Genomic DNA, 26,345 nt, shown 5'->3' with positions numbered 1-26,345 from the left:
CCCTAGACCGGGATAATCACCACCACGCGCGTGCCCGAGGCCACTCGGTCGTCGTCTTGCAGGTCCAGTATCTCCACGCTCGCATTCGTCTGCGCATATTGGTTGAGCACGGCAATGCGGTCTTCGGTGAGCTTCATGCCCAGGGATTTCTTGCCCGTTGCCGACTTGCTGCGGAACTCCCCGGCCTTTTCGCGGCCCACGCCATTGTCTTCCACGATGCATTCGAGCGTGTTGTCGTCGAGCATCCGCAGCTTTACCCAAAGGCTGCCATTGCTTTCCTTATGCAGCAAACCATGCCAGATCGCATTCTCCACATAAGGCTGGATAATCAGCGAAGGCACTTCGATCGAATCGGTATGCACGTCTTCGTCGATCAGGATATGGTAGTCAAACTTGTTGTCGAAACGGATGCGCTCCATTTCAATGTAGAGTTTCAATGCTTCGAGCTCGTTGGAGAGCAACACTTTTTTTGCATTCGAATTATCGAGGATCAGGCGGATCAGCTTGGCAAAGCGCGTGAGATACAGCGATGCCGTCGCGTTGTCGCTCTTAACAATGTAGCGGTTGATCGAATTGAGGCAGTTGAAGATAAAATGCGGGTTCATCTGCGCACGCAATGCCCGCATTTCGAGCTCCGCCATATGTTCGCGCAAGGCCGTCTGCCGCCTGATAGCCGCCACGCGCGTCCGGAAAAGGCCATAACCCACCGCACATACGAACAAGGCCATCGCACCGATAAACCACCCGTTTTTCCACCACGGCCGCAGGATCACAAACGACAATGGCGTGGCCGTTTCCGACCAGGTAAGGCCGTCGAGGCTCGCCGCCACGGAAAAAACGTAATCTCCCGGCGGCAGCGACGTAAACCGTACCCGGCTGTTGCGGGCATTATCCACCCAGTTATCGTCCAGCCCGGAGAGCCGGTAACGGTACATCAGTTTTTCCGGGTTGCGGAAATAGGGCGTCAGGTATTGTATTTCCACGGAATTCTGCGTCCAGTCGAGGGTAAGCGGGCCGTGGTGCCCGGTAAGCAGCGAATCGTCCGCATTGGCCCGCACGGCGGCAATGATGACATTCAGCTTTTCCTCGCGGTATTTCAACAGGTTAGGGTCAAAATAATTGAGCCCGTTGAGCCCGCCGATGTATATCCGTCCGTCCGAAGCTTCCAGCAAGCCATTGATATTAAATGGTTTATTCTGAATATTATCCCTAAAATCAAACCACTGCAGCTTGCCGGTATTTCGGTTGAGCAGGTACAAACCATCGTCCGCACCGATCCATGTCCGGCCGGCCTTGTCCCGGTGCAGGATAGCAATGCGCTGGTTAGCCAGCTCGGGGAAAATCTTCCGTTTTTGAAATGCATTCCCTCTTTTGACCACCTCGTACATGCCCACCGATCCGCACCAGGCCGTCGAGTCGTTTTGGAGCAAAATGGCGCTTACCAGCTTGCCCGGCGCGAAATCCGTATCGGCGACGGCATTTTGGAAAGCCGCATTCGTCACCACCAGCCCCTGGTAAGTGCCGAGCCAGTAATTGCCTTTCGAATCGCGCGCTATTTTCTGGATGAGCTTCTCGACGCCCCGCACAGGTATTTCGGTGATCCGGTACGTGCCGCGTTGCACTTCATAGCAGCCCAGTTCGCCCACAAGGAGGCAATTTCCGGATGGCAGGCTTTTAATCGTAGTAAATGTCTCCGTGAGCAGTTTTTCGCGCAACGCCTCCCCGCTCACGCCGGGTTCGTATTTCAACTCCTTAAAGCTTCGCTGCGCCGGGTCCAGCACTTTCGGCAATGAGCCGTTTGCAGCGAGCAGCATATTTTTTCCATCGAAAAACAGGCCCCGCACTTCCCCGTAATGCGCCTGCCCCACGGGCGTTACCCGACCGCTGCGGATGTCCAGCATCGCCACGCCGCGCGTGGTACCGAGCCAGATATTGCCCCGGCCATCTTCCGCCACGGCGCGTACATTGTTGCTCAGATCGGCCCCGGGAAAGCTATTCAGCCAGCCGATGGTGTGCGCCTGCGGCCGGAAAAACAGGATGCCTTCCTGCGAAAGTATCCATTGCGTGCCGTCCTGGTCCTGAAAATCGGCATAGTTTTCATCATTAGGCAGCAGCTTACCCGATTCGAACAGAACCGCGCGTGTAAATGTATCGGTAAGAATATGATGCAGGTAGCAACCTTTGGTCGTATTCACGAGACGCTGCGCCGCATTCAGCGCTGTAATGCTGATCAGCTCTGCCAGCGGCAAACCGGCCGGTTGCGTCGGGCTTTGTTTCAGCGGCGTCACAAGCCCGGTGGCAAAATTGACTTCAAATGCCTGCAAGAGATTATTGCTGACCCATGCGACGTCCTCGCTCACGGGTACCAGCGCCCGCACGTCCGTGAATGCGACATGGCGCACACGGCGGGTACGCATGTCGTAGCGGTACAGCGTGCGCACGTCGGCCAGGAACAGTCCGTTGCCGTGCTGGCTGAAAATGCGGCGATAGAAATAATGCCCGTCCAGGCCCGGCAATGCGTGGTAGCGGAACGTGTCGGTCCGGGGATCGTACAGGTAGAGCCCGCGGCCTGCATTGGCCCAGATGCGGTTGTCGGCCGTGACCTGCAATTTGCCGAACTTGTTCAGCGGGGCTATCGGCGGGCCGGCTACCGCTACGTTTTTCAGCGACCGGTCGCCGATCCGGTATTTCCGGATACCGCTGTCGGACGTGGCCCAGACGGCGCCCGCGGTGTCGGCGGCAATATCGAGCAGGTTTTCGCCTTCCGTTTCAATGCGTCGGACATTCTGGCCGTCGAAGCGCTGGATATGCCTGGGCGAAAGTACCCACAGGAAGCCGTGACGGTCGCGGATAATGCGGGATGCGTTGGCCGTTTGCACGCCGTTTTTATCGTTGAGCAGCTGCACATTGAAGTCCGGCAGCTGCGCGAGGCAACCGCTGCATACCGCCAGGAGCATGATCAGACCAACGTACAGGCATTTCACTGAATCCACCGGTTTTGGAAGGGGAAAGAGGTTCAAATCGAAAGCATGCAAGTTTTACAATTTAAATAATGGTTGATCAAACCGTTCAGTAAGTTGTCGTTTTTCTTAGTGATCGGAGGAAAACGGCCCGCCGATTGTGCCTGGCGTGGAGCGGAAGCGGCGGAAAGCGTCCATCGTGCCGAACTCCTCGTCCATCCCACATATTCCGGCCTTTGTCATATTTTCCTTTCAGGCGAGCGCGGGCGGGGGCATTTTTGTGATACCAATTACCAAACCATGAAAATGACCAAATTTCTCCTCATTGTTTCCATCCTGGCCACTTCACTCCTATCACCGGCATTCGCACAGTTTCCGGCCGCAGGAAGCAGCCAGCCCAAAGCCCTGCCGGGAACAGCCGGCGACCAAAGCCCGAAGGGTTCGGCCAAGATTACCGGCTCCATTGTGGATTCAGCTTCATCCAAACCGATCGAATTCGTCAGCATTGCCCTTTACAACAAAACCAGCAACCAGGCTGTGGACGGCACCGTGGCCGATGAAAAAGGCAAATTTGCCCTCAGCAAACTCGTAGCAGGCGACTATAAGGTGCTCGTTTCGTTCATTGGCTATGCCAACAAGACGATCGACAACATCAAGCTCGCCAAGGGCCAGGAAGTCGATCTGGGCAACATTGTGCTCGGCTCCAACACCAAAACGCTTAACGAAGTAACCGTGACCGGCCAGGCGGCCCTGATTGAAGAAAAAGTAGACCGCCTCGTGTACAATGCCGAAAAGGACATTACGGCCAAAGGCGGCGACGCAACCGACATTCTCCGCAAAGTACCGCTCCTGACCGTCGACCTCGATGGTAACGTATCGCTTCGCGGCAGCCAGAATATCCGCGTACTCATTAATAACAAGCCGAGTACCATCATCGCTAACAGCGTGGCCGATGCCTTGAAGCAGATCCCGGCGGATCAGATCAAATCGGTGGAGGTGATTACAAGCCCTTCAGCGAAATACGATGCGGAAGGCTCCGGTGGTATCATCAACATCATTACCAAAAAGAATTCCCTTCAGGGGCTGAACCTGAATATCGACGCAGGCGTGGGCAACCGGGGCTCTATGCTCGCATTGAACGGCGGCTACCGCAAGGGCAAGGCTGGCTTTACCATCGGCGGTTTCGGACGCGGGATGTACAATACGGTTACCAAAACGACATTGGAACAAACCAGTACCGTGGAGGGCCTTCGCACGACTACCCGCCAGACGGGCGACGGTTCGAGCCACGGGCTTTTCGGGAACTACAACCTCGGCTTCGACTACGACATTGCCAAAAACCAAAGCCTCACGGCCGGCGTGAAATACGGCGTGCGCAATTTCTCCAACCAGCAGGACCTCGTGACGCGCCTGATGAAAACCGGCTCGCCGGATGCGCTTTCCGCCCGTAACGTAGCGGCCGACAACCTCTCGGGAACCGTGGATGTGAACGTCGATTACCTGCATACATTCAAACCGCAGCAGGAATGGAGCATTTCGACCTTGTACAGCCGCAACGACCTGACCAACGATTTCGACGCGGATATTCTCTCGGGAGGTTCGCTGACATCCCGCCAGCGTAACCTTAACAAGAGCATTAACCAGGAATTCACATTCCAGTCGGATTACCAGACGCCTATTAAAAAGAACCAGATGCTTGAATTCGGTGGTAAAGGTATCTTCCGGGAAGTGACGAGTAAATACAGCTTCCTCATCGCAGAACCGACCGGCGACTTCCGCCCCGAGACCGATCAGCCGGCCGGCGATTTGACCTACCATCAAAACATCGCCGCCGCGTACTCTTCCTATACTTATACCACCAAAAAGCGGTATACTTTGAAGGCCGGCTTGCGGTACGAGCATACATTCATCGATGCGAGCACGAACGAAGGCGTTGTCGGCGTGGGTAACTACGGCGTCCTGGTGCCGAGCATCAATGCTTCGAAGACATTCAAGGGAACGACGGTGAAACTGGGCTATAACCGACGTATTCAGCGCCCGGGCTTGCAGCAGCTGAACCCGAACTTCAACTCGGCTAACCCGCAGAACATTACGATCGGTAACCCGGAACTGAGACCTGAATTGACCAACAACTATGAGCTGGGATTGAGCAAGAACATTAAGAAGACCTACGTGAATGCGACATTCTTCGGCCGGTCGACCAATAATGCCATCACACAGGTACGCCAGCCTTCGGACACCCTCGCGGGCGCAATCGTGACCACGTATGAGAACATCGGCAAACAGCACGCATATGGCGCCAACCTTTTTGCCAACATCGCCGCAACGTCGAAGATCAATTTCGGGATTTTTGCCAACGTATTTTACACCAAGCTTACCGGCCAGACGCTCGGCCAGAACGGCCTTTCGCAGGAAATCGACAACGACGGGGTGAATATCAGCGGCGGTTTGTTCTCTCAGGCGACATTCGGAAACGGCTGGGGCGCGCAGGCATTCGGCTTCATGCAGGGGCAGCAGATCCAGTTGCAGGGTAAACAGGGAGGATTCGGGTTTTATACCATTGGCGTGAAAAAAGAATTTGCCAACAAAAAGGCCAGCCTCGGCCTCGCAGCGGAGAACTTCCTGAGCAAAAGATTTAAAATGCACACCGAGCTGACCTCCCTGCAATTCAACCAGGTAAATGATGTATATCTTTACAACCGCGGCTTCCGCCTGACATTTACCTACAAAATCGGTAAAATGACGATGGAGCAGCCGAAGCGTAAAGCCAAGTCTGTCAACAACGACGACGTGAAGAGCGACGGCGGACAGCAGCAGGGCGGCGGCGGACAGGGCGGCGGAAATACCCCCCGGTAAGCGCAGCACACATTTCGGAGAATTTACACAGCCTTTTTAACTCAAATACAACTTCGGTATGAAAACAAACAAACTAATCTGGACAATGGCCGCGGCACTCGTTTCCGCCGCCTCTTACGCGCAGACTGTGGATGAGATCGTAGATAAACACGTCGCAGCCCTCGGCGGGCTCGACAAAATCAAGGCGGTGAATACCGTCGTTACCGACCGTTCGCTGGCGGTGCAGGGCATGGAAATACCTAACAAGACGACGCTGGTCGTAGGTAAGTCCGTCCGCAACGAGTCTACCGTAATGGGTAACACCATGGTTCAGGTAGTGGATGAAGGCAAAGGCTGGATGATCCGGCCGACCATGATGGGCGGCACCGGCGAACCCGAGGACATGCCGGCCGACCAATTGAAGCAGCAACTGAGCTCGCTCGACCCGTTCGGCGGCCTGGTTGGTTACAAGGAGAAAGAAAACAAGGTGGAACTGGTAGGGAAAGAAACGGTCGATAAAAAGGACGTTTATCACCTGAAACTCACCACCAAGGACGGGCAGGTGATCGACGAATATGTGGACGCGGCTACTTACCTTGTTTCAAAAGTAAAAGTATCCATGAACGGCCAGGATGGCGAGATCGAACTGTCGGATTACAAGGAAGTGAACGGTGTAAAATTCCCGAACACGATGGAGATCAGCAACGCGCAAATGGGAACGATGTCGTTCATTACCAACAAGATATCCGTAAACACACCTGTCGACCCGGCGATATTCAAGAAGCCGGCGAAATAGCGGGTTGACGGCCGACGGCCGACCTCTGACTGCCGACCGACGACCTCTGACTGCCGACCGACGACCGCTGACGGCCGACCGCTGACGGCATCCTACGTGCCCGATGATCGGCGGTCGGTCGTCAGCCATCCGCGGTCAGCCGTCACAAAGCAAAACCGACACCATACCCGATAGCGCCGTTCACCTGAACAGCGCTATTTTTTTTGACAATTCGACCGGATCTTTTACGTCCATTTTGTCGTAAATGCGCCGTTTGTAAGTACTGATGGTGTTCTCTTTCAGGTTCATAATGGCGGCGATCTCCTTCGTCCATTTACCTTCCGTCATGAGCTGCATCACGCGCCGCTCGCGGGGCGACAGCGAAACGATGGGGTTGCCGCCGGTGGTACGGCCGTGAATGTCGGCGAAACTGGACAGGAAAATCTGCTGTACTTCGTAGCTCACGTAGCGGCCGTGATCGAGAATGGCCTGTATGGCCGTTTTAAACTCCTCCTGCGACGCCTGTTTGGAAATGAACCCATCGGCACCGGCTTGCAGATAAGGCAATGCATACACCTTCTCGTCGAATGCGGAATGGATCAAAATCGGGAGGCCGGGCTGTTTTTCGCGCATGAGCTTCATCATCCGCACATTTTCCCCCCCGGGAATATCGATATCGAGCAATGCGAGGTCAAACCGTTCCTGTTCCAGCAGGGCCAGTGCCCCTTGAAAAGTCTCTGCCGCCCCGATCGTTGCGCATGGATAGAATTCGGCAAAGACCAATTTCAGCCCCAGCAGGATAAGTGGGTGATCTTCAATACATAAGAATTTCATAGAAGTGTTAACCGATACAGACAGGGTTTTAATATTTCATATAATCAATTCAGCGCGGGTCAGCTCAGCATGGTCACCTTTTCGATCAGTTTGATCAGGCTATTGACCTGCATTTTTTTCAAAATCCGCATTTTGTGCGTGCCAACGGTGGTTTTATTGATATTCAGGATCGCTGCGATCTCGCCGGTAGATTTGCCTGCGATGAGATGGTTCATCACCTGCCGTTCCCGCTCTGAAATGCTCATCAGCGGGTTTACGTACCGTACCGACCTGTTCACCTGGTTTTCCTGGATAATCTGCTGCTGTAATGCCACGCTCGCATATTTGCCCATCACCATCATGGCCCTGATCGCCTCGTCGAACTGCGCCGAGGAAGCGAGCTTGGACAGGAAGCCGTCCGCCCCCGCTTTCATATACGGCAGGCCATAGGTACGTTCATCGAGGTCGGTAATGACGAGGATGGCGGTACCCGGGTGAAGCGACTTCATCCGCTCCACCACGCCTGCGCCGGCCTTGCCTTTGATATCGATATCCATGATCACCAATTCATAGCTGTGGCGGGTTGCAAGTTCATAGGCTGTGTCGACGGACGCCGCGGTGTCTATGGTCGTGACCGGATTGATATCCTTTATTTTTTGTTTCAATCCCAGCACGGTAAGCGGTTCATCCTCGATAATGAGTATATTCATAAAATGGCTGATTAGCAGGCGCATCCGGCACCCCGCTCGTTGTCATTATTACGTTTATTTCGTTGTTGAAGTAATTCGTATTCCAAATATGCGGATTTGTATACAAATATTACACACGGATAGCCATACGAAGATGTAGAAATTTTTCTAATTTATTTCAAATTAAATCTACTCTTCACTTCTGGTAATAAGGAGGGGAATCCACGCAAGGTTGAAAAAAGCGGCTTAAAGTGCCATTAGGGCACCTTTTTCGAATTAGCTTGCGGAATTGGTTTGCAATGATAAGTAAAACTTTTTTTGTCGAAGCGGTTATTTAACTGTAAACTTGTACAGACCGTTGAATAAATTTTACATCAAATAATAGGAGTTTTACTCAATATTTACTGCATTTATTTGATAACCACCGAGATCTTGGCGTTTGTAAACGGTCGAAACAGAATATAAGTCCTCCTTAAAAAAATGAAAAAAATCTTACTGGTTGAAGACCATGCGATTGTACGGCTCGCTACCCGGTTTTTGATACTTGATTTGCTGAACCCGGTGGTCGTTCACGAAGCAGGCTCTTTCAGTGAGACACTCGCGCAGCTCAACGCCAACCAGGTCGACCTGGTCATTCTCGATATCAACATTCCCGACGGCGAAGGGTTCAATATGATCCCGAAGATCCGGGATGTACAGCCGAAGGTCCTGATCATGATCTTTTCAAGCCTCGAAGAAGAGATTTACGCCCTGCATTACATTAAGGCGGGCGCCAATGGCTTCTTGTCGAAGAATGCCTCGCAGGAAGAAATCAAAAAGGCAATATTGTCCATGCTCGAAGTCGGCAACTACATCAGCACGGCAGTGCAGCAGCAGCTCCTGCGCAATACGCTGGAAAACAAACCCAATGGCGAGAACCCGCTCGAACACCTATCCCAGCGCGAACTGGAAGTGATGGACATGCTCATTGAAGGCTATTGGACGAAGGAGATCGCCATTAAAATGAACCTCACCGAAAGCTCCGTGAGCACCTATAAGGCCCGCATTTTCGAAAAACTGAAAGTGACGACGCTGATCGAGATGTTCAAAAAAGTCCAGTTCTACAAAAGCCAGAACCCCGGCATCTAGGCACCCGAACTACAAAAAAAGATTTTTCCGGTTACATATTTTGCATAATTACGAAACATTCGTAGAATTACGAAAAAATCGTAGTTATGGAAAAATTGACCATTCAGGAAGAAGACGCCATGCTGGCGGTATGGAAAACGGGCGAAGGGAACGTGAAGGCGTTCATGGAGGTGATGGCCCCTCCCGTCCCACCCTATACGACGGTGGCTTCAACCGTTAAGAACCTCGAAAAGAAGGGTTACCTCAGCAGCCGGCTCATCGGCAATGCCTACCTGTACGCCCCGGCGATCAGCGAAGAAAGTTACAAGCAGAAATTCATGGGGGGCGTAGTCAAGGATTATTTCGAGAATTCTTACAAGGAACTCGTGAGTTTTTTCGCTCAGAAGAACAAGATATCGGCCGACGAGCTCAGGGAGATCATCGGGCTGATCGAAGGAAAAAAGTGAGAACCTCCTAACCTTACAGCTATGTCGGCATTTCCGGATTACCTGCTCAAATTGTCGGTCGGCTTCGGCGTGATCGCCCTTTTTTACCATCTCGTGTTGCGCCAGCTCACCTTTTTCGACGCAAACCGGCATTACCTGCGGTTTTACTCCGCGCTGTGTTTCCTGATCCCCCTCATTAACATCAATACCTTTTTCGGCGAGTCGCCAGAGCCTACGCGTACACGTACATTCGTACAAAGCGTACCTGCCATCACCCGTACCCCAGCCCCCGAAACGCCGGTATTTCAGGCTGCCGTACCGGAAGCGCCTGCCTCGCTTACGGCCGCCGACTGGCTGATGATCGTCTGGGCCGTCGGCGCGGCGGTGATGCTCGTGCGACTGCTCCTGCAAGTGCGCTCATACCTGCGAATCCGCGCGCAAGCACAGCTCGTTTCCCATGATGGCGTCAAAATATACCATTTCGACCTCAAAATGAGTCCGTTCTCGTTCTGGAATGCCATTTTTTACAACCCGCGCCTGCACGAGCCCGGCGAATTGCAGGATATGATCCTTCACGAATACATTCACGTCCGGCAGCGGCATTCGGTGGATGTGATCTGGTCGGAGCTGATCTGCATGATCAATTGGTTTAACCCATTCGCGTGGCTGATCCGCAGCGCCATCCGCCAAAACCTCGAATACATCGCCGACCAGAAAGTCCTGGAAAACCACGCCGACACGAAGACATATCAATATCTGTTGCTCAAAACGGCCATCGGGCCCGAATTTGCCCTCGTAAACCAGTTTGGCTACCACTCGCTGAAACAGCGGATCGTGATGATGAACCGGCACGCCAGCCCGCGTATATTACTCGCGCGTTTCCTGTTTATTTTGCCGCTGCTGGCGGTGATCCTCGCTGCATTCCGTACAGAGCAGGACCAGCCGTTGCCGAAACATGGAAAACGCATTTACATCAATATACCATCCACACCTGCTAATAATCCCCGGAAACCAAAAGACCGCCTGCACCTTGCCGGCCTGCTCCTCGATGCCGAGACGGCCCAACCTTTGGCTAACCGAATGCTCGGTATCTCCCACGATGAACGATATGTAAAAACAACGATGACTGACGAAGACGGCTATTATTTTGTAGAAATTCCCATTAAACCGGAAAAAGACGTCTTGCATTACTATGCGGCCGTCTATAAGGATAATGAGTATCAAGACTTTTCAGTCATGCAGGCCTACCAGGCGGACTATGCCTTTGGCGATGGCTTCCACGTTACATTTTTAGCCAAAAAGACAATGCCTGCCGTAAGATTCGGACATTACGGATTGCCCACCAAACCATTCTACGACACCTATGATCCGGCCCGGACAAAAGCGGAACTCAAAGCGTACCTGGTCAAAAATATGCAGCCGCATCGCGAAGAAATGGCGTTGAAAGTAGAATTTGTCAAAACGCATCAATGGCCTAAGGATGTAATCACGCTCTACAAGGGCGGTTATTTCGATCGTAAAAAGCAACTTATGGGCTATGAAGGCGAGACAAAACTCATTCTGGACGGCCGGGAGGTGAGCCACCGCGAGGTGAACGAGGCGTTCAAAAGCTACCCTTTCATGCTGAACGAGTATCAGGAAAGAAGAATGTACCAGGGCAGTCCGTCGCCCGAAATCGTGTACCTCACCTTTCCACTCTACCGCGAGGTTCCGCCAGCCGCATTGGTCAGGGGGAATGTGGAAATAAAGGATATCAGCGCATTCGATCCCGCCACGCTGAAAGCCGAAGGCTACATGCTCGACGGCTTCCGGCAGGTGCACGGCGCGAGCAGCAATATGATGCCTGAAAAACGAGAAGTGAAAAAGATCATGCTCTTCAAAGGCCGCCTCGCCCGCTATTACGACCCGTCCCTCGACCGGATCTGGTGGGTCGAAACCCGGCCGGTGAACGAGGTGTTCGAACGCCCGGATTTCGCCGCCAAATGACGTTTTGAAAACGCATTCAGAAAATTGATACCAGCCGGACGCTAACACATTGCCGACGCATCGCATTGCGCCAACACCGCTTTCGCATGCGCGAGCGTGAGGCTGGGTTTGATCAGTTCCCTGAAAAACGGCACCACCGGCTCCCCAGCCGCCATGCGGTTAGGCCAGTCGGGTGACGCAATGGCCGCGCGGCCGATCGAAATGAGGTCGGCCGTGTTACGGTTCAATAGTTTTTCGGCCAAATCCACATCGTGCATACCGCCGTTGGCGATGATGGGCGATTTTAAAATGCCTTTGGCAATGCTGTTCGACGATTCGCCATTTGGATACAGGCATTCACGCTCCCAGCGACCGCCTTCGGCTGCGATATGCACGTAATCCGGCGCGATTTCAGCCAGTATTCCAAAAATGCGCCGTGCCGTTTCCGCACCGCCCGGCCAGCGGTAAGTGAGGTCGTTCACCTTGCTCTCCGAAATGCGGATAGCCACCATGAAGCCCGCGGGAACCACCGCCTTCACGGCCGCATACACCTCCATTAAAAACCGCAGCCTGCCCCGCTCGTCGCCGCCATATTCGTCGGTACGGACATTGGTATGCGGTGTAATGAACTGATCGAACAGATAGCCATTGGCCGCATGCAGCTCCACCCCATCGAAGCCAGCCTGCAATGCCCGTAATGCCGCATGGACATACCCGTTTTTCACCACCTCAAAATCTCCCCGGCCCATTTCGCGGGGCACTGGGAAGGGCGTTGGAGGGTTGGAATGATCCGTCGCGCGCAACCCTACCGGCTGGATTGCCGACGGCGCGATGGTATGCACACCGTATTCCGACAATGCGCCGCCATGCATCAGTTGGCTGATAATGTGTGTATCATGCGCATGCACAGCATCCGTCACCCGCTTCCAGGCCTGCATTTGCGATGCGTTGGCAATGCCGGGCTGGCCGTGATTGGCTTTGCTGTAAAAATCATCGGTGTAAGTCCCTTCGGTTATGATCATCCCGAAACCGCCCTCGGCGAATGCGGCGTAATAATCGGCCATTTCCTGCGTAGGCAAGCCTTCCGGCGTCGCGCTTACCCGCGTCATAGGTGCCACGACGAGTCGGTTTTTCAATGTATAGCCACTCACATTTGTTTGATCGGATATCGTTTTTCTCGTCGTTTCCATACTTCGTTTTTTGATCACAAAAGTACCGGCACGACCAGCGGCGGGGCATATAATTAGTTTAATAAAAGGGGTTAAAGTTGTTGAAGATCTGTTCGTATCATGATCACAATAGTTGACACCTGTTACGTAACGGGTTATATTTGTGTCTATGATCAAAACTATCAATAGCAAGGCGCTAAAATTACTCTACCAAAAGGACGACGGTTCAAAACTACCGGCATCGCATCTGGGGAAGATAGGCTTGATATTAGGTTTGCTTGATGGCGCGGACAGGCCGGAGGACATGGATTTTCCCGGTTCAGGTATACACAAGCTGTCAGGAGATTACAAGGATTTTTGGTCTGTTAAAGTCAACGCCAATTACCGGATTATTTTCCGATTTGAGGATGGGCATGTGTACGACGTTGATTACGTAGACTATCATTAATGAGAACCGCAACAACTATGGAAGATAACAAAGTAAAATCACCCATGAAAAACCCTCCGCATCCCGGAGTGGTTTTAAAAGGCTTATATCTGGAACCGCTCGGATTGTCTGTCAGCGATGCCGCAAAGGGGTTGGGCGTAACCCGTAAAACGCTTTCACAGTTGGTCAACGGACATCAATCCGTTTCCCCGGATATGGCTTTACGCCTGTCCGAAGCATTCAATACAACACCGCAACTATGGCTCAATATGCAGCAGAATTTCGATTTACGAAAGGCCGAGAAGCAAGAGCGAAATCACAAAATTCAACATTTCTGGACGGCCTCCCCCGCCTAGCCTTTCCTGCGATTTTGTAGCTAAGCCTTCGATAACTGCTTCCGAATCTGACTCAAAAACACTGGCGTGATGCCGAGGTACGAGGCGATGTGCCGCTGCGGCATGCGTTGTTCGAGGGTAGGATATTTGGTAATCAGCGCTTCGTAGCGTTCGGCGCCGGTCATCGAAATGTCGTTGAGGATGCGCTGGTCCTGCGCGATGCCGGCCTTTTGTTCCAGAATACGCCAGAAGCGCTCGAAGGCGGGTACGTCGCGGTAGAGCTGTTCGAGGTCGTTTTTTTCTATCTGTAATAAAATGGAAGGTTCCAGCGCCACAATGTTCCGCGTGGCCGGGACCTGCAAATGGAAACTGGTGGAATCGCTGATCCACCAGTCTTCCATCGCAAAATGCAGCGTATGGTCGTTGCCCTTTTCATCCATGTAAAAAGACCGCAGAAAACCTTTGCACACATAGCTTTCGTGCGTGCAAACGTCGCCTTGCTGGACGAGGTACTGCCGCGGCAATAGTTTCCGTATTTTCAAAACCGAAACAAAACGTTCCTGCTCCGCCGCGCTGAGTTCAATGCGGCGCAGTACGTGGTCCAGGATCATCCTGTGTAATGCGGGGTCTTTTTCCAAATGTTCAAACAGCCAGGTGTCGCCGGCAAATATTGGAAACTAATGCGAGCGTTGCAACCCGATCCTCAACTCAGCGTCCCGCCGTCGATCGTGATCACCGAGCCCGTGGTGTAGCTGTTGGCCGGACTGGCGAGGAACGCCACGGCGTCGGCGATGTGGTCGGGGCGGCCGTATTTGGGGATCGCCATCATACCGCGCTGGAAATCGGAAAATTCCGAATCGTCCGGGTTCATGTCGGTATTGACCGGGCCGGGCTGGATGAGGTTTACCGTGATTTCTTTCGGGCCCAGGTCTCGGGATAGGCCGCGCGTGAAGCCCGATAACGCCGATTTGCTCGCCGAATACAAGGTTGCCTGTGGAACTGCAGAGCGGTCGGCCATGCAGCTGCCGATGGTAATGATACGTCCGCCCTGCTCCATCCTGCGCGAAGCCGCCAGGCATGCCTCGAATACGGATTTGACATTTACATTCATAATGTAATCGTATTCCGATGTGGTATGCTCCTCGAATGCCTTCCCGCCGATAAACACCCCGGCACTGTTCACGAGGATATCGAGCTTGCCGTAATGCTCGATCGCCTGGTTAATGGCTGCCGAAACGGAACCCTCCCGGCTATTATCGGATTGAATGGCTACCGTATGGAGCCCTGCCTGCGCAAGTTCGCTCACGAGCGCGTCCGCCTGATCTTTGCTGTTGACGTAAGTAAAAGTCACCTTCGCGCCTTCGGCCGCCAGCCTCTTCACGATCGCTGCCCCGATGCCCCGGCTTCCGCCCGTTACGAATGCGACTTTGTCTTTCAAGTTTTGCATGATGATAAATTGGTTTGTTTTCATTGCAAAACTATTTCCTTACTCATAATTTTACAGGTACTAACATAATTATCAAGTACTAACATAAATGTAAGTTATGCGAAAACAGAGCTCCACGAACCTTGAAAACGAAATGCTGATCAACGGAAACTGTGATATGGCCTACACATTGGACCTGATCGGAGGGCGTTGGAAGCCTTCGATCCTGTGGCGCCTGGCTTACGGCGCCCTGCGGTACAGCGATCTTCGCCGCAGCCTCCCGGCCGTATCCGAGCGGATCCTCATATTGCAGCTCCGTGAAATGGAGGCCGACGGCCTCATCAGCCGCAAAGTATACCCCGAAGTGCCGCCGCGTGTGGAATACCAGCTCACAGAAGTCGGCAGGAGCCTCGAACCGGTGATCAATGTCCTCACCGCCTGGGGTAGCGAAAACCGCCCCGGATCGGAGCGCAAAACGCCGCGATGCCCGCTGTTAACAATAATATAACACTAATTTTCAGGGTATAACCGTCACAAGTTCAAACCTTCGTGCGTACATCACAGGGCAGGCACAGTTTTAACCGTGTTCCTCAACCCCGATAGACGCAACGTTATGAACCTTCGTGACCCACTACTACATCGCTATTTCCCGTGGCTGCTGCTAGCGGGTATTTTGCTCAATATCCCCGGCCTCTGGCTGGATATTATCGAACCCGACGGCGCGCTATACGCCACCATTGCCAAGCACATGGTGCTGCATAACGACTGGGTGAACCTCTACGGCGACGGCCACGACTGGCTCGACAAACCGCATTTCCCGTTCTGGATGGCAGCGATCAGCTACAAAGTATTTGGTATCACCGGCTTCGCCTACAAGCTGCCGGCATTCCTGTTCTGGTTGCTCAGCCTGCGCTACACTTACCTCATTGCGAGGGACTTATACAATGAGGATATTGCCAAAATCGCGGTGCTCATTTACACCGTCGCCCTGCACAGCACCCTCGCCAATTTCGATGTGCGCGCCGAGCCATACCTCACCGCCTGCATCGTGGGCGCGGCCTGGCATATGCTCCGGGTTCACGCAAAGGCGCATTGGTCGCATATCATATGGGCGGCATTGTTCGCGGCCTGCGCCATTATGACCAAAGGTATTTTCGTACTAATTACCCTGGGTGCCGGTTGGGTAATTTACTGGATCATCACCAGGCAGTTCCGCGAGTTTATCAATTACCGCTGGTGGCTTATGCTCGCATTGTGCTTTGCATTTATCCTACCCGAACTATATAGCCTGTACGTCCAGTTCGACCTCCATCCCGAGAAGGTGGTATTTGGCAAAACCAACGTTTCCGGGCTTCGTTTCTTCTTCTGGGACAGCCAGTTCGGCCGGTTCTTCAATACCGGCCCGATCCGTGGCAAGGGCGATGTGACCTTCTTTCTGCATACGACATTATGGGCGTTTCTGCCATGGTCGGTGGGGCTGGTGGGCGGGATCGTATACCTGCTGCGATTTGAAAAGAACCGGGACGCCATCCGCTGGGTAATTTATGGCAGCGCGCTCGTCACGTTTTTACTGTTTTCCCTATCCAAATTCCAACTGCCGCATTACCTGGTCATCGAGTTCCCCTATTTCTCGATCATCACGGCGCATTTCTTTTATGAGCTGGCCAAACGGTCCAAATTACAGCACCTGGTCACCGTGCAGACGGTACTGCTTGTCGTCACGCTCATTTTCATATCCGCCCTGGTTTACATTACACGCCTCGAAAACGGCATTATCGCGGGCGTGATCGCGCTGGCGATCGTGGTCGGCGTCAATTTGGTGAACTACGGCAATGCCATGCAGCAAATACTTTTCAAGGGTTACGCGATGGCCGCCATGCTGTATATCTTTCTGTTTCAGTTCTTTTACCCGTTTTTACTCCAATACCAATCGGGTATGCACGCCGCGCGGGTGATCCCGGAGAAAAACCGGCATTTGCCCGTGGCCGCCTACGGTTCCTTCTCTTACAGCCTCGAATTTTACTCGCCGGGGGAAGTGAAACTGATCAAAAGCGGCGAGCACCTCGATGATTTTATCGATACCGCGCCCTGCTACCTTTACACGACAGCCGCCGTAGCCGACAGCCTCATCCGCTCGGGCGTCGACGCCGAAGTGCAGGCTTCTCCCCAGCATTTCCACGTTACCCGCCTGAAAATGGGTTTCCTCGACCAGAAAAAGCGCAGCGCCGCCGTAGAGCCGCGTTACCTGCTCTACATCCGCGACGAGGGCACATTATAAAACAAGCCCCCAAAAGACCAATGGTCCCGGGGGCTCACACTACCTCTGCGTATAATTAAGGAACTTGAACGGTCTTGATGGTCGTGTAGTTGTACTTTTTATAAGTATCGTTCACCCTGACTCCCACGCGCACATAGTACGTCGTGCTGTATTTCATGGGCACCGACGAGGTAATAGTGATGTTTTCGCCCTCCCTCGCCGCCGTCACCGGCACTACTGCGCCTACTGCCGTATTGTCCCAGTTATTATTGCCCACATATTGATTGGTGGAAATGAAGAGCTGGTAATCGAGCGGATTGGGTTTGTTAAGGCCTTCCGGCGCAGGGTTGCTCTGGAACTTGAAGCTTACGGAAAGCTTCTTATCGGCATTTAAGGCTGGTTCGCCTACCCAGTTTACATTCAGATACGGGATCACCGTAAAATCCAGCTTCGTACTACCCTGAATGTCTACCGTCTTTTCGGCCACCGGGTAGAATGGTCCCTCGACGGGCGTTACGCGGTAGTTACCGGCGAAGAGTTTGTTGTTAATAAAAGAACCGTCCTGTTTCAGGTTCAGGAACAAAGGCAGGGGCGCATTGCTCCAACTGAGTTCTTCCATTTTGAGGCGAGCGCTCGAAGCGCCCTGTTCCAGCTGGATACCATTCCCGCCGGCATCGACCAGCTTCCCCTCGAAGGTCGAATCGGGCGCGTCGACGTCGTCGATTTTGCAGGCGCACAGCAGTACCGGGATGAGCAGGATATAAAGGATACTTTTCATTGTTAAATTCATTTTCGTTGATCAATATTGCTCATTCTGAACCAGTTTCGGGTTCGCGATCAGCTCGGCGCCCGGAATGGCCTCGTAATAATTTTTGGTGGCGATAGTAAATCGCGCGCTTCTTTCCTCGAACCGGCAGTCGAAAATGTATTTGCCCTTCACATAATCACTCGCTTCGGCTACGGCGCCTTTCGCGAACAGGAACGGGTTGCATTTCCGCCAGATACGCGCATTCACTTCCGCATCGGCCGTACGCCAGCGCAGCATATCCCACCACAATTTGTTCTCGAAAGCCAGCTCTTTACGACGCTCGATCCGCACGAGTTGCAGCCCCCGCGAGGGCGCCAGCACGTACCCACCCACGCCAGCACCGGGCGCGAGAGGCGCCGCTGCCGACAGTTCGGCCGCCGTTTTGAGCAGTACCGCCCCGGCACGGTTGCGGATCTTGTTGATGTTGTCGAATGCATCGTTCAGCAAAGCCACGCCATCTACCTCCGTCACGCCGTTTTGATGCAGCTCCAACGCGGCTTCGGCACGGTTCAGCAGCACTTCGGCATACCGCATTTCGATCCACGACTGGTTGGAGCGATGCAGTGCCGTAGCGGCCGGTGCGAGGTTGGGCATGAGCCATTTGCGGCCGTGGAAACCAGTAATGGTCGCATTGTTGGCCGAAGTCGGGCCGTCGAGGCCTGTCGGGTTGATCGACTGCCCGTTGGAGAGCATGATCGGCGTCTGGTTGTTCCAGGTACCGGATTGCTTCACATTCGCATTGTAAAAAGCATTGGAATTATAGCCGCTCGTCATGTCCTCGGGAATAAATTTCGGGATCGGCACCGACGGATCTACCGTCTCGACGAGGGTTCCCCGGCGCAAATCGGTGCGGACGCCTTTAATGGCCTGCCCCGGGAGCAGTACGGTACCCCGCAAACGCGGCTCGCAGTTTTCGAAAAGCTGCTCTACGTAGTCGTACACAATGTAGTTACCCTTGTCGTCGGTCGTTTTGAGCTGGCCTTTGGCATTCTTCGGAAGCCCGTCGAAAAGCTCCACATAATCGAGTGTCGGGTTGAAGCGGTCGCCGTAGGTCGACGTCATGTGCGGCGGAGCGTACACGGCGTCGAAGCTGTGCACGGCCTCGGGGTACGAGTAACCTTTTGCGAAAATGGTTTCGGGGCTCGCTGCGTCCAGAAAAAGATCGGCATAGTTGTCGGCCGTCGCGATTTTATCGTCCGCCGACCATTTTTTCATATACAATGAATACTTGCCCTCAATAGACCTGGCAGCCTGAAATGCGGCTTTGAAATAGTCGTTCGCCTTTTCTTTTGGAATACCACAAAGCATCACGCCGTCCTTCACGAACGGGTTCGCATAGCGGGCGATCGACCCGGCCGTCAGCGCTACGCGCGATTTGAATGCGGCGGCGATGTTCTTGTTCACCCGGCCGGCCTGTTCGCTCGCTTCGGGCATGGTCGCGATCACGAAATCGAGGTCGGCGAGGATGAAATCGTACACCTGCTGCTCGCTGCTGCGCGGGATTTGCAGCGATTCGAGCGTGGCGCCGTCCAGCGACTGCACATCCTGCGTAATGGGTACACCGCCATACCGCTTCGCCAACGCGAAATAGGTGAATGCCCGCACGAACCGCGCCTCGGCAATCCATTTATCGACTTTCGGTTGGGTGAGTGACGGCACGTATTTCGGTAACTCGCGGATCAGGTAATTTGCATTGCGGATCACCTGGTAGCCGCTTTTCCAGTAACCGCGCGCCGGGTTCACGAAGCCGCCGTTATTCCGGTTGGCATTCTCGCCGGTATTCAGCGCCGGCGTGGCGATGTTGTTCCAGGTATCGAACCCTTCGGTGCCTTCCTGTGCGCTGTATTTGAAATCCTCGATGGGCATACGGCTGTACAATGCAGCCATGTACGCCTGCATACCGGCGTCGGTGAACGCGTCCTTGTCCTGCACCACGTTGATCGGCGGAATGTCCAGCTCGTTGCACGAATAGGTGCCGCCCAGCAGCGTCAGCGCGAGGGCGTATTTGATATGTTTCATTTGAAATACCATACTGATAGAATTTAAAAACTGATACTCGCGCCCAGGTTGATCGTCCGGTTGATCGGGTACATGTAGCCGTACAATTCCGACGGGTGCTCGGGATCGAGGCCTTTCACCTTCGTGAATGTGTGGAGGTTATAGCCGTTCACATATACACGCAGCCCCTGCACGCCCACCCTTTTCAGCAGGTCTTTCGGCAGCGAGTAGCCGATTTCTGCGCTTTTCAGCCGCAGATATGCGCCGTTCTGGATGTTACGGGCCGAGTTTTCGTCGGCTGTGGTGCCGGTATAAGCGTAGTAGCCCCGCACCCATTGCGTCGACGGGTTGTAAGGATCGGCCTTGGCGTCGGCCGGGTGCCAGCGGTCCATGAAGAATTCCAGTGCATTACCGTCCCAGGCCAGCGGCTCGCGCAGCTGCTCGCCGTAAGCCACGTACGAGAGCGCCGCGCCCTGAAAGAGGATGTTCAGGTCAAACCCCTTGTAATCGATGGAACCGGAGAAGCCGAAGTTCATCAGCGGGTGGTTCTTCTTGGCGTCGCCGCCCACTGTGGTCGTGCTGGCGGGGTTAATGGTCGTCGCAATCGGGTGGCGGTCCATGTCATCGATGGTACCATCGCCGTTCCAGTCCTCGTAAATGTAATCGCCCGGCAACGTAGCGCGGCCCACGTACGAACCGTGTGTGGCGATCTGCTCGTACGACTGGAACTGCCCTTCATAACCCCAGCCGAACCACACGTCGTTGAAGCGGTCGCTGCGGTTGTTACGCCAGTTATCGTACGAATTACCGGACCGACCCCTTTCAATGTACAGGTTGCGCGTACGGGTGAGCGAAAGGTTGCCCGATACATTGTAGCGGATTTCATTAACGCGCTTCCTGTGCGATAGGGAAATCTCAAAACCACTCGTCTGGTCGCTGTTCAGGTTTTCCTGCGGCATCGTCGCGCCGAACGTACCGGGCAAGGACATGAGCCGGTTGGCGAGCAAACCGGTGCGGTTCCGGCGGAAAATATCGAAGGTAACCTCCACCAGGCCATTCCAGAAACCGGCATCCAGCCCCGCATTGGCCGTTTTTACAGTATACCAGGTAATGTTCGGGTTGGGCGAATTGCGGAAACCCAGCGAATTCACGAACGATCCGCCGAACATATACCCGCCTGCCAGCGCCTGGCTGTTGCCATTAAAAGGATAGTCATAGCCGGAAACAAACTGGTAGGAAGAAGCGCCATCATCCCCCATTGTGCCATAAGAGCCCCTGATTTTCAGGTTATCCAGGAAACGGAAAGCCGCATTGTTTTTGATAAAACCTTCCTCCGACAACCGCCAGCCCGCCGATACCGCCGGGAAAAAGCCCCATTGCCTGCCCGGAGGGAATTTGGATGAACCGTCGTACCGGAAGCTGAAATCGGCGATGTATTTGCCTTTGAAGTCGTAGTTCAATCGGCCCACGAGCCCTTTGTTCGCATTCTTCCAGATGTTGTTGATATTGCTGTTGCCGACCTGGTTCTGCGCTTTTCCCGCAAAAAGGTACTCCATCGGGATGCCCAGTTCCCGGCTCGCGTAGAAGTTATCGCTGCTGCGGGTGCTTTCCTCGTAAAGTACCAATGCGCCCACATTATGCCTTTCTTTGAAACTGCGGGTGTAGTTCAGCGAAACCTGCATCAATGTCGACGGCAGCGTGTTGTACGTGCGGATCAGCTGGTCGGGCAGGTTATTGGCGAAGGGCGCATAGGTGTTGTTCGACGCATTGTAATCGTACAAATTGTAAGACTTTTTATAATTGGTGTTGGAGTTGATCCGCGTGTCGTAACTGAACATTCCCTTGGCCATCAGCCCTTCCACGTACGGCACCGTGTATTCCAGCTGAAACTGGCTTTGGAGCCATTTGTTGTTATCCTGCTGGTAACCCGAAATCGCAGCGGTCGTCAAAGCCACGGGGTGCCCCGCCGCCATTTTGAAGAGGTAATCGGGGTTATTGTTGGCATAATTGGTCTCGTTGGGCTGCGCGCGCCAGAGCGGGCCGTAAATCTCGTGCATACCGCCCGCCTGCTGGTTATTTTTGGTGTCGATAATGCCGCTGAGCTTTAAGGATGCCCGCAAATTCTTGGTAATCTGCGCATTGATGTTCGAGCGAAGATTGTATTTGTCGTAATTCAAATCCTTGCTCTTCCAGAAACCTTCCTGGTACATGTAGCCCATATTGATAAAATAATCGACCCGGCCGTCGGCGGTGCCGCCGCTTGCGCTGAGGTTATGCTGTTGCTGCGGTGCGCGTTTCTGCATGGTGAGGTCATACCAGTCGGTGCTTTGGAGCTTGCCTTCGAGGTACGGCGCGAAATCCGATTCGGAATAGCGGATCGTCGGGCTGTTCACATTGTGCATGCTCTTCTCGTTCATGAGCGTGTAGCGCTCGATCGCGCCGACGGGCTTGGGCAATCCGAGTGCCGTCTGGCTGCCGTAGTACATCGAATACTCGATCTTCGCCCGGCCGCTCGCCCCGCGCTTGGTCGTCACGAGCACCACGCCATTAGCCGCCCGCACGCCGTAAATGGCCGCGGCGGCGTCTTTCAGAATGGAAATGCTTTCGATCTCGTTGGGATCGATGCGCGAAATATTGTCGCGCGGCACGCCGTCGATGACGATCAGAGGGTTACCGAAGCCGCGGATGTCGAACTGGTTGGAATTGAAATCCCCCGGCTCCGACGATTTCTGGACCACCCGCAAGCCCGGCAGCTTGCCCGTGAGCATATTCTGCACATTCTGGTTCTTGGTCGTCACGATCTCCTGGCTGTTCACCGACACCACCGCACCCGTGAGCGTCACCTTCTTTTGTGTGCCGTAGCCGACCACCACCACCTCGTCGAGGTTCTTGTTGTCCTCGGCCAGGATGACGTTAATGGTCGTCTGGCTGCCAACGGCGATTTCCTGTTTGGAATACCCTACAAAAGAAAATACCAGCACATCGGCACCCGACCCGACCTGGATCGAAAACTTCCCGTTCACGTCGGTGGTAGTACCTGTGGCGGTACCTTTCACGAGCACATTCACGCCTGGAATGCCTTCGCCTTTTTCATCTTTGACGATTCCTGAAACATCGGTTGCTGCCGGCGGGCGGGTCTGGGTTACCCCGTCGATGCCCTTTCCGATCGCATACGCAGGTGGGTTGAAATGGCATAGCAATGCCATGCTCACCGCCCATAAGGGGATGGATAAAGTTTTGTTCATAATTGTTTTTTTGAAAGAAAAAGTTACACGGAGGTAATTGTAAATCCGGCTGCTAAGTAAAGGCGGAGGTGTTAACGGGGACTTAATTTGGACTTAATTGGCGCTTTTAGCCCGATATTTTTTCCCATTTATTCTTTATTAATTTATAGTTAAGCCAAAATTATAGGTGCGGATCTAGCTTTGGGCCAATGCATTTACGCAAATCTTTTCACCTTAATCCAAACCTACATGAAGACCAACTGTTTACTGTTGCTCCTGTTACTGGCAGCGGCACTGCCCTCGCGCGCGCAGGTCATCCCCGTGGACGACTGCGAATCGCTGACCGGCTGGGGCGGCGGCGGCAACACGCTCAGCCTCGATTCCGACGCGCCCGTACAAGGCACGTACGCCATCAAATCGGAAGGCGGCAATACCGAACGCCTGCGCCGTACGTTCACGACACCGATCAACACGGGTATCGGCCCCACCGAACTGAATATCGCCTATCTCCAATTTTCCCTGTATGTGTCGGACATTACCAAGTTCAGCGCGTCGGGCGGGCAGTTCGAGATTACCAGCTCGGGCAACCCCGACACCGACGAATACAACTGGGGGACTTCCAGCGTGAACCTCCGCAATGGCTGGAACAACGTGGTGCTGCGTCTGAGCGCAGCCGGTAAGCAGGGCAATCCCAACCTGGCGGCGATCAATTTTTTCAGGTATTACAAACCCATTAATGCAGGCGAATCGGTGATTATCAAGATCGATAATGTCCGTTTCACGAAGGGATACGAGGGCAGCGTGCTCACGGGGGCGCATATATTCAATGCGGCGGACAATACCACCGGCTGGTCAGGAGCTGATGCGCCGGGGGCCGATACGGGCAACAAAATTCTCGGCAGCGCATCCATTGCCAAGACGGGTTCTGGCGCCAACTGGTTTACACTCAGCACCGCTCCCTTCAATACGACGGTGAGCGAAGCCGGAGGGGTCGTGAAATTCTGGCTTTTTGCATCGGACGCGACGCAGTTCAATGGCGGCGGCAGCATCGTATTCTCCTCGTCGGGCCAGGCGGGCAGCGATGAATACCGCTGGAACCTGGCCAACCAGAAGATCCAGAACGGGTGGAACCACGTGATCCTGCATCTGGCCGAAGCCGTGAAAACGGGTAGCCCCAACCTCGGCGCGATCAACTATTTCCGCATTAATCAGCCGCTGAATGCATCCATTACGGCACGGGTGGACGAGATCGAATTTTACGAACCAGCCGCGGCGACCACGCCTGTGCCGTCGGCCAATACGTTGAACGGCAAGGTGATGTTCGGCTACCAGGGCTGGTTTGGCCTTCCTACCGACGGCAGCCCAACCCACAACTGGTGGCTCCACTGGTTCGGCGGCGCGCCCGATCACGCCAATGCGACCGTGGATATGTGGCCCTACCTGGGCGACTATCCTGCGGGCGAGCTGGTGGCGACCAATATGACCTATGCGAATGGAACGCCCGCGAAGCTGTTTTCGAGCTACAACTATAATACGGTAGACCAGCATTTCAAATGGATGCGCGAGCACGAGATCGACGGCGTGTTCCAGCAGCGGTTTTTACAGAACTTCCGCACAGGCGACTCCCGCGTGCCCCGGCATTTCGAAAAAGTGATCGATAACGTGCAGACGGCCAGCCTGAAATACGGGCGCGTATATGCGATCATGTACGACCTCTCGGGCGCGGACGCGACTTCCACCGAGGCCGTAATTGCCGACTGGAAAAAGCTGGTGGACGAAATGGGTGTTACTTCCGAAAGCAATTACCTCTGGCACAAGGGCCGCCCGCTCGTCGCATTGTGGGGGTTGGGCCTCGCATCCAACCCGGACGCCACCGCCCCGCGTTCCGATAAGCTCGTGAAATTCTTCCGCGATGGCGATCCCACCGACCCGACCGACGCGCCCAAATACCGCGCTACCGTAATGGGCGGCCTCAACGACAACTGGCGCACGCATACGGCGGAATGGCTGGCGGTGTACGACCAGCTGGACGTGATCAGCCCGTGGGCGGTAGGACGGTACAGCACCGAAAGCGGCGCCAACTCTTTCGCGATCAATTCCGTGCGGCCGGATATGGCTTATTTGCAGCCTAAAAACATCGACTATATGCCCGTGATCTTCCCCGGTTTCTCGTGGTTCAACCTGCAAACGGTGCGGAACAACCCGTCGGCCGCCATCAAAAACTCGATCCCGCGCAATGGCGGCAGCTTTTTGTGGCAGCAGTCCCAGAATGTGATCAACGAGGGCGCTAACATGGTATACCTCGCCATGTTCGACGAGGTGGACGAAGCTACTTCGTACTTCAAGATGGAGAAATTCGGTGACCACACGCCCAAAGGCGGCAATATCTGGTTCCTCTCGCTCGACGCCGACGGCTACGACCTGACGCCGGATTGGTATATGGCCATCGGCGGCTACACCAAGAAAGTACTCGCCGGCAAAGCGAGCAACAGCCTTTCGGTACCGCTCTTCCCTAATGCGCTCAGCACGACGGCGGGCCAGCCTCTGCCCGTTACGCTCGTGAGCCTGCGCGCGCAAAGCGAGCAGAACAATGCACAGCTGACATGGCGGACGACGCAGGAAACCAACAGCTCGCATTTCGACGTGCAGCGCAGCGGCGATGCGAAGGCATTTACGACGATCGGCAAGGTCAATTCGCACCAGAACAGCCATGCGGCGCAGGACTACCATTTCGCGGACGTACACTTGCCTGCCGGGCGCTTCTACTACCGTCTGAAAATGGTGGACCTGGACGGCACATTCACGTACAGCAGCATTGTCACGGCGGAAATCGAGCGGTCGCTCAGCGTTTCCGTATTCCCTAACCCGGCGTCTTCCGTGCTGGCGGTGAAATCCGATGCGCGCATTTTGCAGCTAGATGTGGTGAATGCAGCGGGCCGGAAAATGCATTCATCTTCGCCCGGCAAGCCTTATTTTGAACTGAATATCAGTCAATGGCCCGCCGGTACCTACATTGTGAAGATCGACGGTGCCGAACGGAAGATCGTGAAGCCGTAATTTCCGCTTTCTCCGAACATTTGCCTTGCGCCCCGGCCCTCGTACGGCCGGGGC

At 54.2% G+C, this 26,345-nt stretch carries 19 protein-coding genes; 10 read left to right on the top strand and 9 right to left on the bottom strand.

The features are described from left to right. Positions 1 to 2: 2 nt before the first annotated feature. Positions 3 to 2,984 carry a sensor histidine kinase gene (locus H144_RS0116615; RefSeq protein ID WP_229207920.1) on the bottom strand — a complete coding sequence of 994 codons (2,982 nt, stop codon included), beginning with the start codon at positions 2,982 to 2,984 and terminating at the stop codon, positions 3 to 5. Positions 2,985 to 3,260: 276 nt separating this feature from the next. Here H144_RS0116615 and H144_RS0116610 point away from each other — a divergent pair, with 276 nt between their 5' ends. Continuing rightward, the gene (locus H144_RS0116610) at positions 3,261 to 5,816 is read left to right on the top strand and encodes a TonB-dependent receptor (RefSeq protein ID WP_019943219.1); all 2,556 of its coding nucleotides are present in this window, start codon (positions 3,261 to 3,263) and stop codon (positions 5,814 to 5,816) included. Positions 5,817 to 5,874: 58 nt separating this feature from the next. Next, on the top strand, positions 5,875 to 6,591 hold the full coding sequence (locus H144_RS0116605) for an outer membrane lipoprotein-sorting protein (protein ID WP_019943218.1): 717 nt from the start codon (positions 5,875 to 5,877) through the stop codon (positions 6,589 to 6,591). Positions 6,592 to 6,771: 180 nt separating this feature from the next. Here the strand turns inward: H144_RS0116605 and H144_RS0116600 are convergent, their stop codons facing one another. Then, a complete protein-coding gene (locus tag H144_RS0116600; protein ID WP_019943217.1) occupies positions 6,772 to 7,404 on the bottom strand; it encodes a response regulator transcription factor in 633 nt (210 codons plus the stop codon). 59 nt (positions 7,405 to 7,463) lie between these two features. Next, complete coding sequence (locus tag H144_RS0116595; protein ID WP_019943216.1) at positions 7,464 to 8,093, bottom strand: response regulator transcription factor; 630 nt, start codon at positions 8,091 to 8,093, stop codon at positions 7,464 to 7,466. Between the two features lie 459 nt (positions 8,094 to 8,552). Here H144_RS0116595 and H144_RS0116590 point away from each other — a divergent pair, with 459 nt between their 5' ends. From H144_RS0116590 to H144_RS0116580, 3 genes are all read left to right on the top strand, one after another. Beyond that, entirely contained in the window at positions 8,553 to 9,200 is a 648-nt protein-coding gene (locus H144_RS0116590; RefSeq protein WP_019943215.1) for a response regulator, read from the top strand. Positions 9,201 to 9,286: 86 nt separating this feature from the next. Then, positions 9,287 to 9,646: a BlaI/MecI/CopY family transcriptional regulator gene (locus H144_RS0116585; protein WP_019943214.1), complete on the top strand. Its 360-nt coding sequence runs from the start codon at positions 9,287 to 9,289 to the stop codon at positions 9,644 to 9,646. Positions 9,647 to 9,667: 21 nt separating this feature from the next. Further along, positions 9,668 to 11,611 carry a M56 family metallopeptidase gene (locus H144_RS0116580; protein WP_019943213.1) on the top strand — a complete coding sequence of 648 codons (1,944 nt, stop codon included), beginning with the start codon at positions 9,668 to 9,670 and terminating at the stop codon, positions 11,609 to 11,611. Between the two features lie 41 nt (positions 11,612 to 11,652). On the opposite strand, the gene H144_RS32060 is transcribed toward H144_RS0116580, so the two are convergent. Beyond that, entirely contained in the window at positions 11,653 to 12,780 is a 1,128-nt protein-coding gene (locus tag H144_RS32060) for an oxidoreductase (RefSeq protein ID WP_019943212.1), read from the bottom strand. A 148-nt stretch (positions 12,781 to 12,928) separates the two neighbouring features. On the opposite strand from H144_RS32060, the gene H144_RS0116570 reads away from it, so the two are divergent. Beyond that, complete coding sequence (locus tag H144_RS0116570) at positions 12,929 to 13,207, top strand: type II toxin-antitoxin system RelE/ParE family toxin (protein WP_019943211.1); 279 nt, start codon at positions 12,929 to 12,931, stop codon at positions 13,205 to 13,207. 17 nt (positions 13,208 to 13,224) lie between these two features. Beyond that, the gene (locus H144_RS0116565; RefSeq protein ID WP_019943210.1) at positions 13,225 to 13,542 is read left to right on the top strand and encodes a HigA family addiction module antitoxin; all 318 of its coding nucleotides are present in this window, start codon (positions 13,225 to 13,227) and stop codon (positions 13,540 to 13,542) included. Between the two features lie 20 nt (positions 13,543 to 13,562). Here the strand turns inward: H144_RS0116565 and H144_RS0116560 are convergent, their stop codons facing one another. Both H144_RS0116560 and H144_RS0116555 read right to left on the bottom strand, forming a co-directional pair. Continuing rightward, positions 13,563 to 14,159 (bottom strand): Crp/Fnr family transcriptional regulator, encoded by a 597-nt coding sequence (locus H144_RS0116560; RefSeq protein ID WP_026350757.1) that lies wholly within the window; start codon positions 14,157 to 14,159, stop codon positions 13,563 to 13,565. Positions 14,160 to 14,224: 65 nt separating this feature from the next. After that, complete coding sequence (locus H144_RS0116555; RefSeq protein WP_026350756.1) at positions 14,225 to 14,968, bottom strand: SDR family NAD(P)-dependent oxidoreductase; 744 nt, start codon at positions 14,966 to 14,968, stop codon at positions 14,225 to 14,227. A gap of 97 nt (positions 14,969 to 15,065) precedes the next feature. Here H144_RS0116555 and H144_RS0116550 point away from each other — a divergent pair, with 97 nt between their 5' ends. Both H144_RS0116550 and H144_RS0116545 read left to right on the top strand, forming a co-directional pair. Continuing rightward, the gene (locus tag H144_RS0116550; RefSeq protein ID WP_019943207.1) at positions 15,066 to 15,455 is read left to right on the top strand and encodes a winged helix-turn-helix transcriptional regulator; all 390 of its coding nucleotides are present in this window, start codon (positions 15,066 to 15,068) and stop codon (positions 15,453 to 15,455) included. Between the two features lie 105 nt (positions 15,456 to 15,560). Next, positions 15,561 to 17,225: an ArnT family glycosyltransferase gene (locus H144_RS0116545; RefSeq protein WP_026350755.1), complete on the top strand. Its 1,665-nt coding sequence runs from the start codon at positions 15,561 to 15,563 to the stop codon at positions 17,223 to 17,225. Positions 17,226 to 17,280: 55 nt separating this feature from the next. Here the strand turns inward: H144_RS0116545 and H144_RS0116540 are convergent, their stop codons facing one another. From H144_RS0116540 to H144_RS0116530, 3 genes are read right to left on the bottom strand one after another with little or no spacing between them, the layout of a single operon-like run. Beyond that, positions 17,281 to 17,982, bottom strand: a complete 702-nt coding sequence (locus tag H144_RS0116540; RefSeq protein ID WP_019943205.1) for a DUF3823 domain-containing protein — start codon at positions 17,980 to 17,982, stop codon at positions 17,281 to 17,283. Positions 17,983 to 18,003: 21 nt separating this feature from the next. Further along, positions 18,004 to 20,031, bottom strand: a complete 2,028-nt coding sequence (locus H144_RS0116535; protein WP_026350753.1) for a RagB/SusD family nutrient uptake outer membrane protein — start codon at positions 20,029 to 20,031, stop codon at positions 18,004 to 18,006. A gap of 23 nt (positions 20,032 to 20,054) precedes the next feature. Then, positions 20,055 to 23,255, bottom strand: coding sequence for a SusC/RagA family TonB-linked outer membrane protein (locus H144_RS0116530; RefSeq protein WP_019943203.1), 3,201 nt, complete (start codon positions 23,253 to 23,255; stop codon positions 20,055 to 20,057). A gap of 228 nt (positions 23,256 to 23,483) precedes the next feature. Here H144_RS0116530 and H144_RS0116525 point away from each other — a divergent pair, with 228 nt between their 5' ends. Continuing rightward, on the top strand, positions 23,484 to 26,291 hold the full coding sequence (locus tag H144_RS0116525; RefSeq protein ID WP_019943202.1) for a T9SS type A sorting domain-containing protein: 2,808 nt from the start codon (positions 23,484 to 23,486) through the stop codon (positions 26,289 to 26,291). Positions 26,292 to 26,345 lie beyond the last annotated feature (54 nt).

The sequence above is a fragment of the Dyadobacter beijingensis DSM 21582 genome (assembly GCF_000382205.1).
Taxonomy (GTDB): Bacteria; Bacteroidota; Bacteroidia; order Cytophagales; family Spirosomataceae; genus Dyadobacter; species Dyadobacter beijingensis.
The sequence above is the reverse complement of the archived record's forward strand: the minus strand, read 5'-3'. Positions and strand labels throughout refer to the sequence as shown.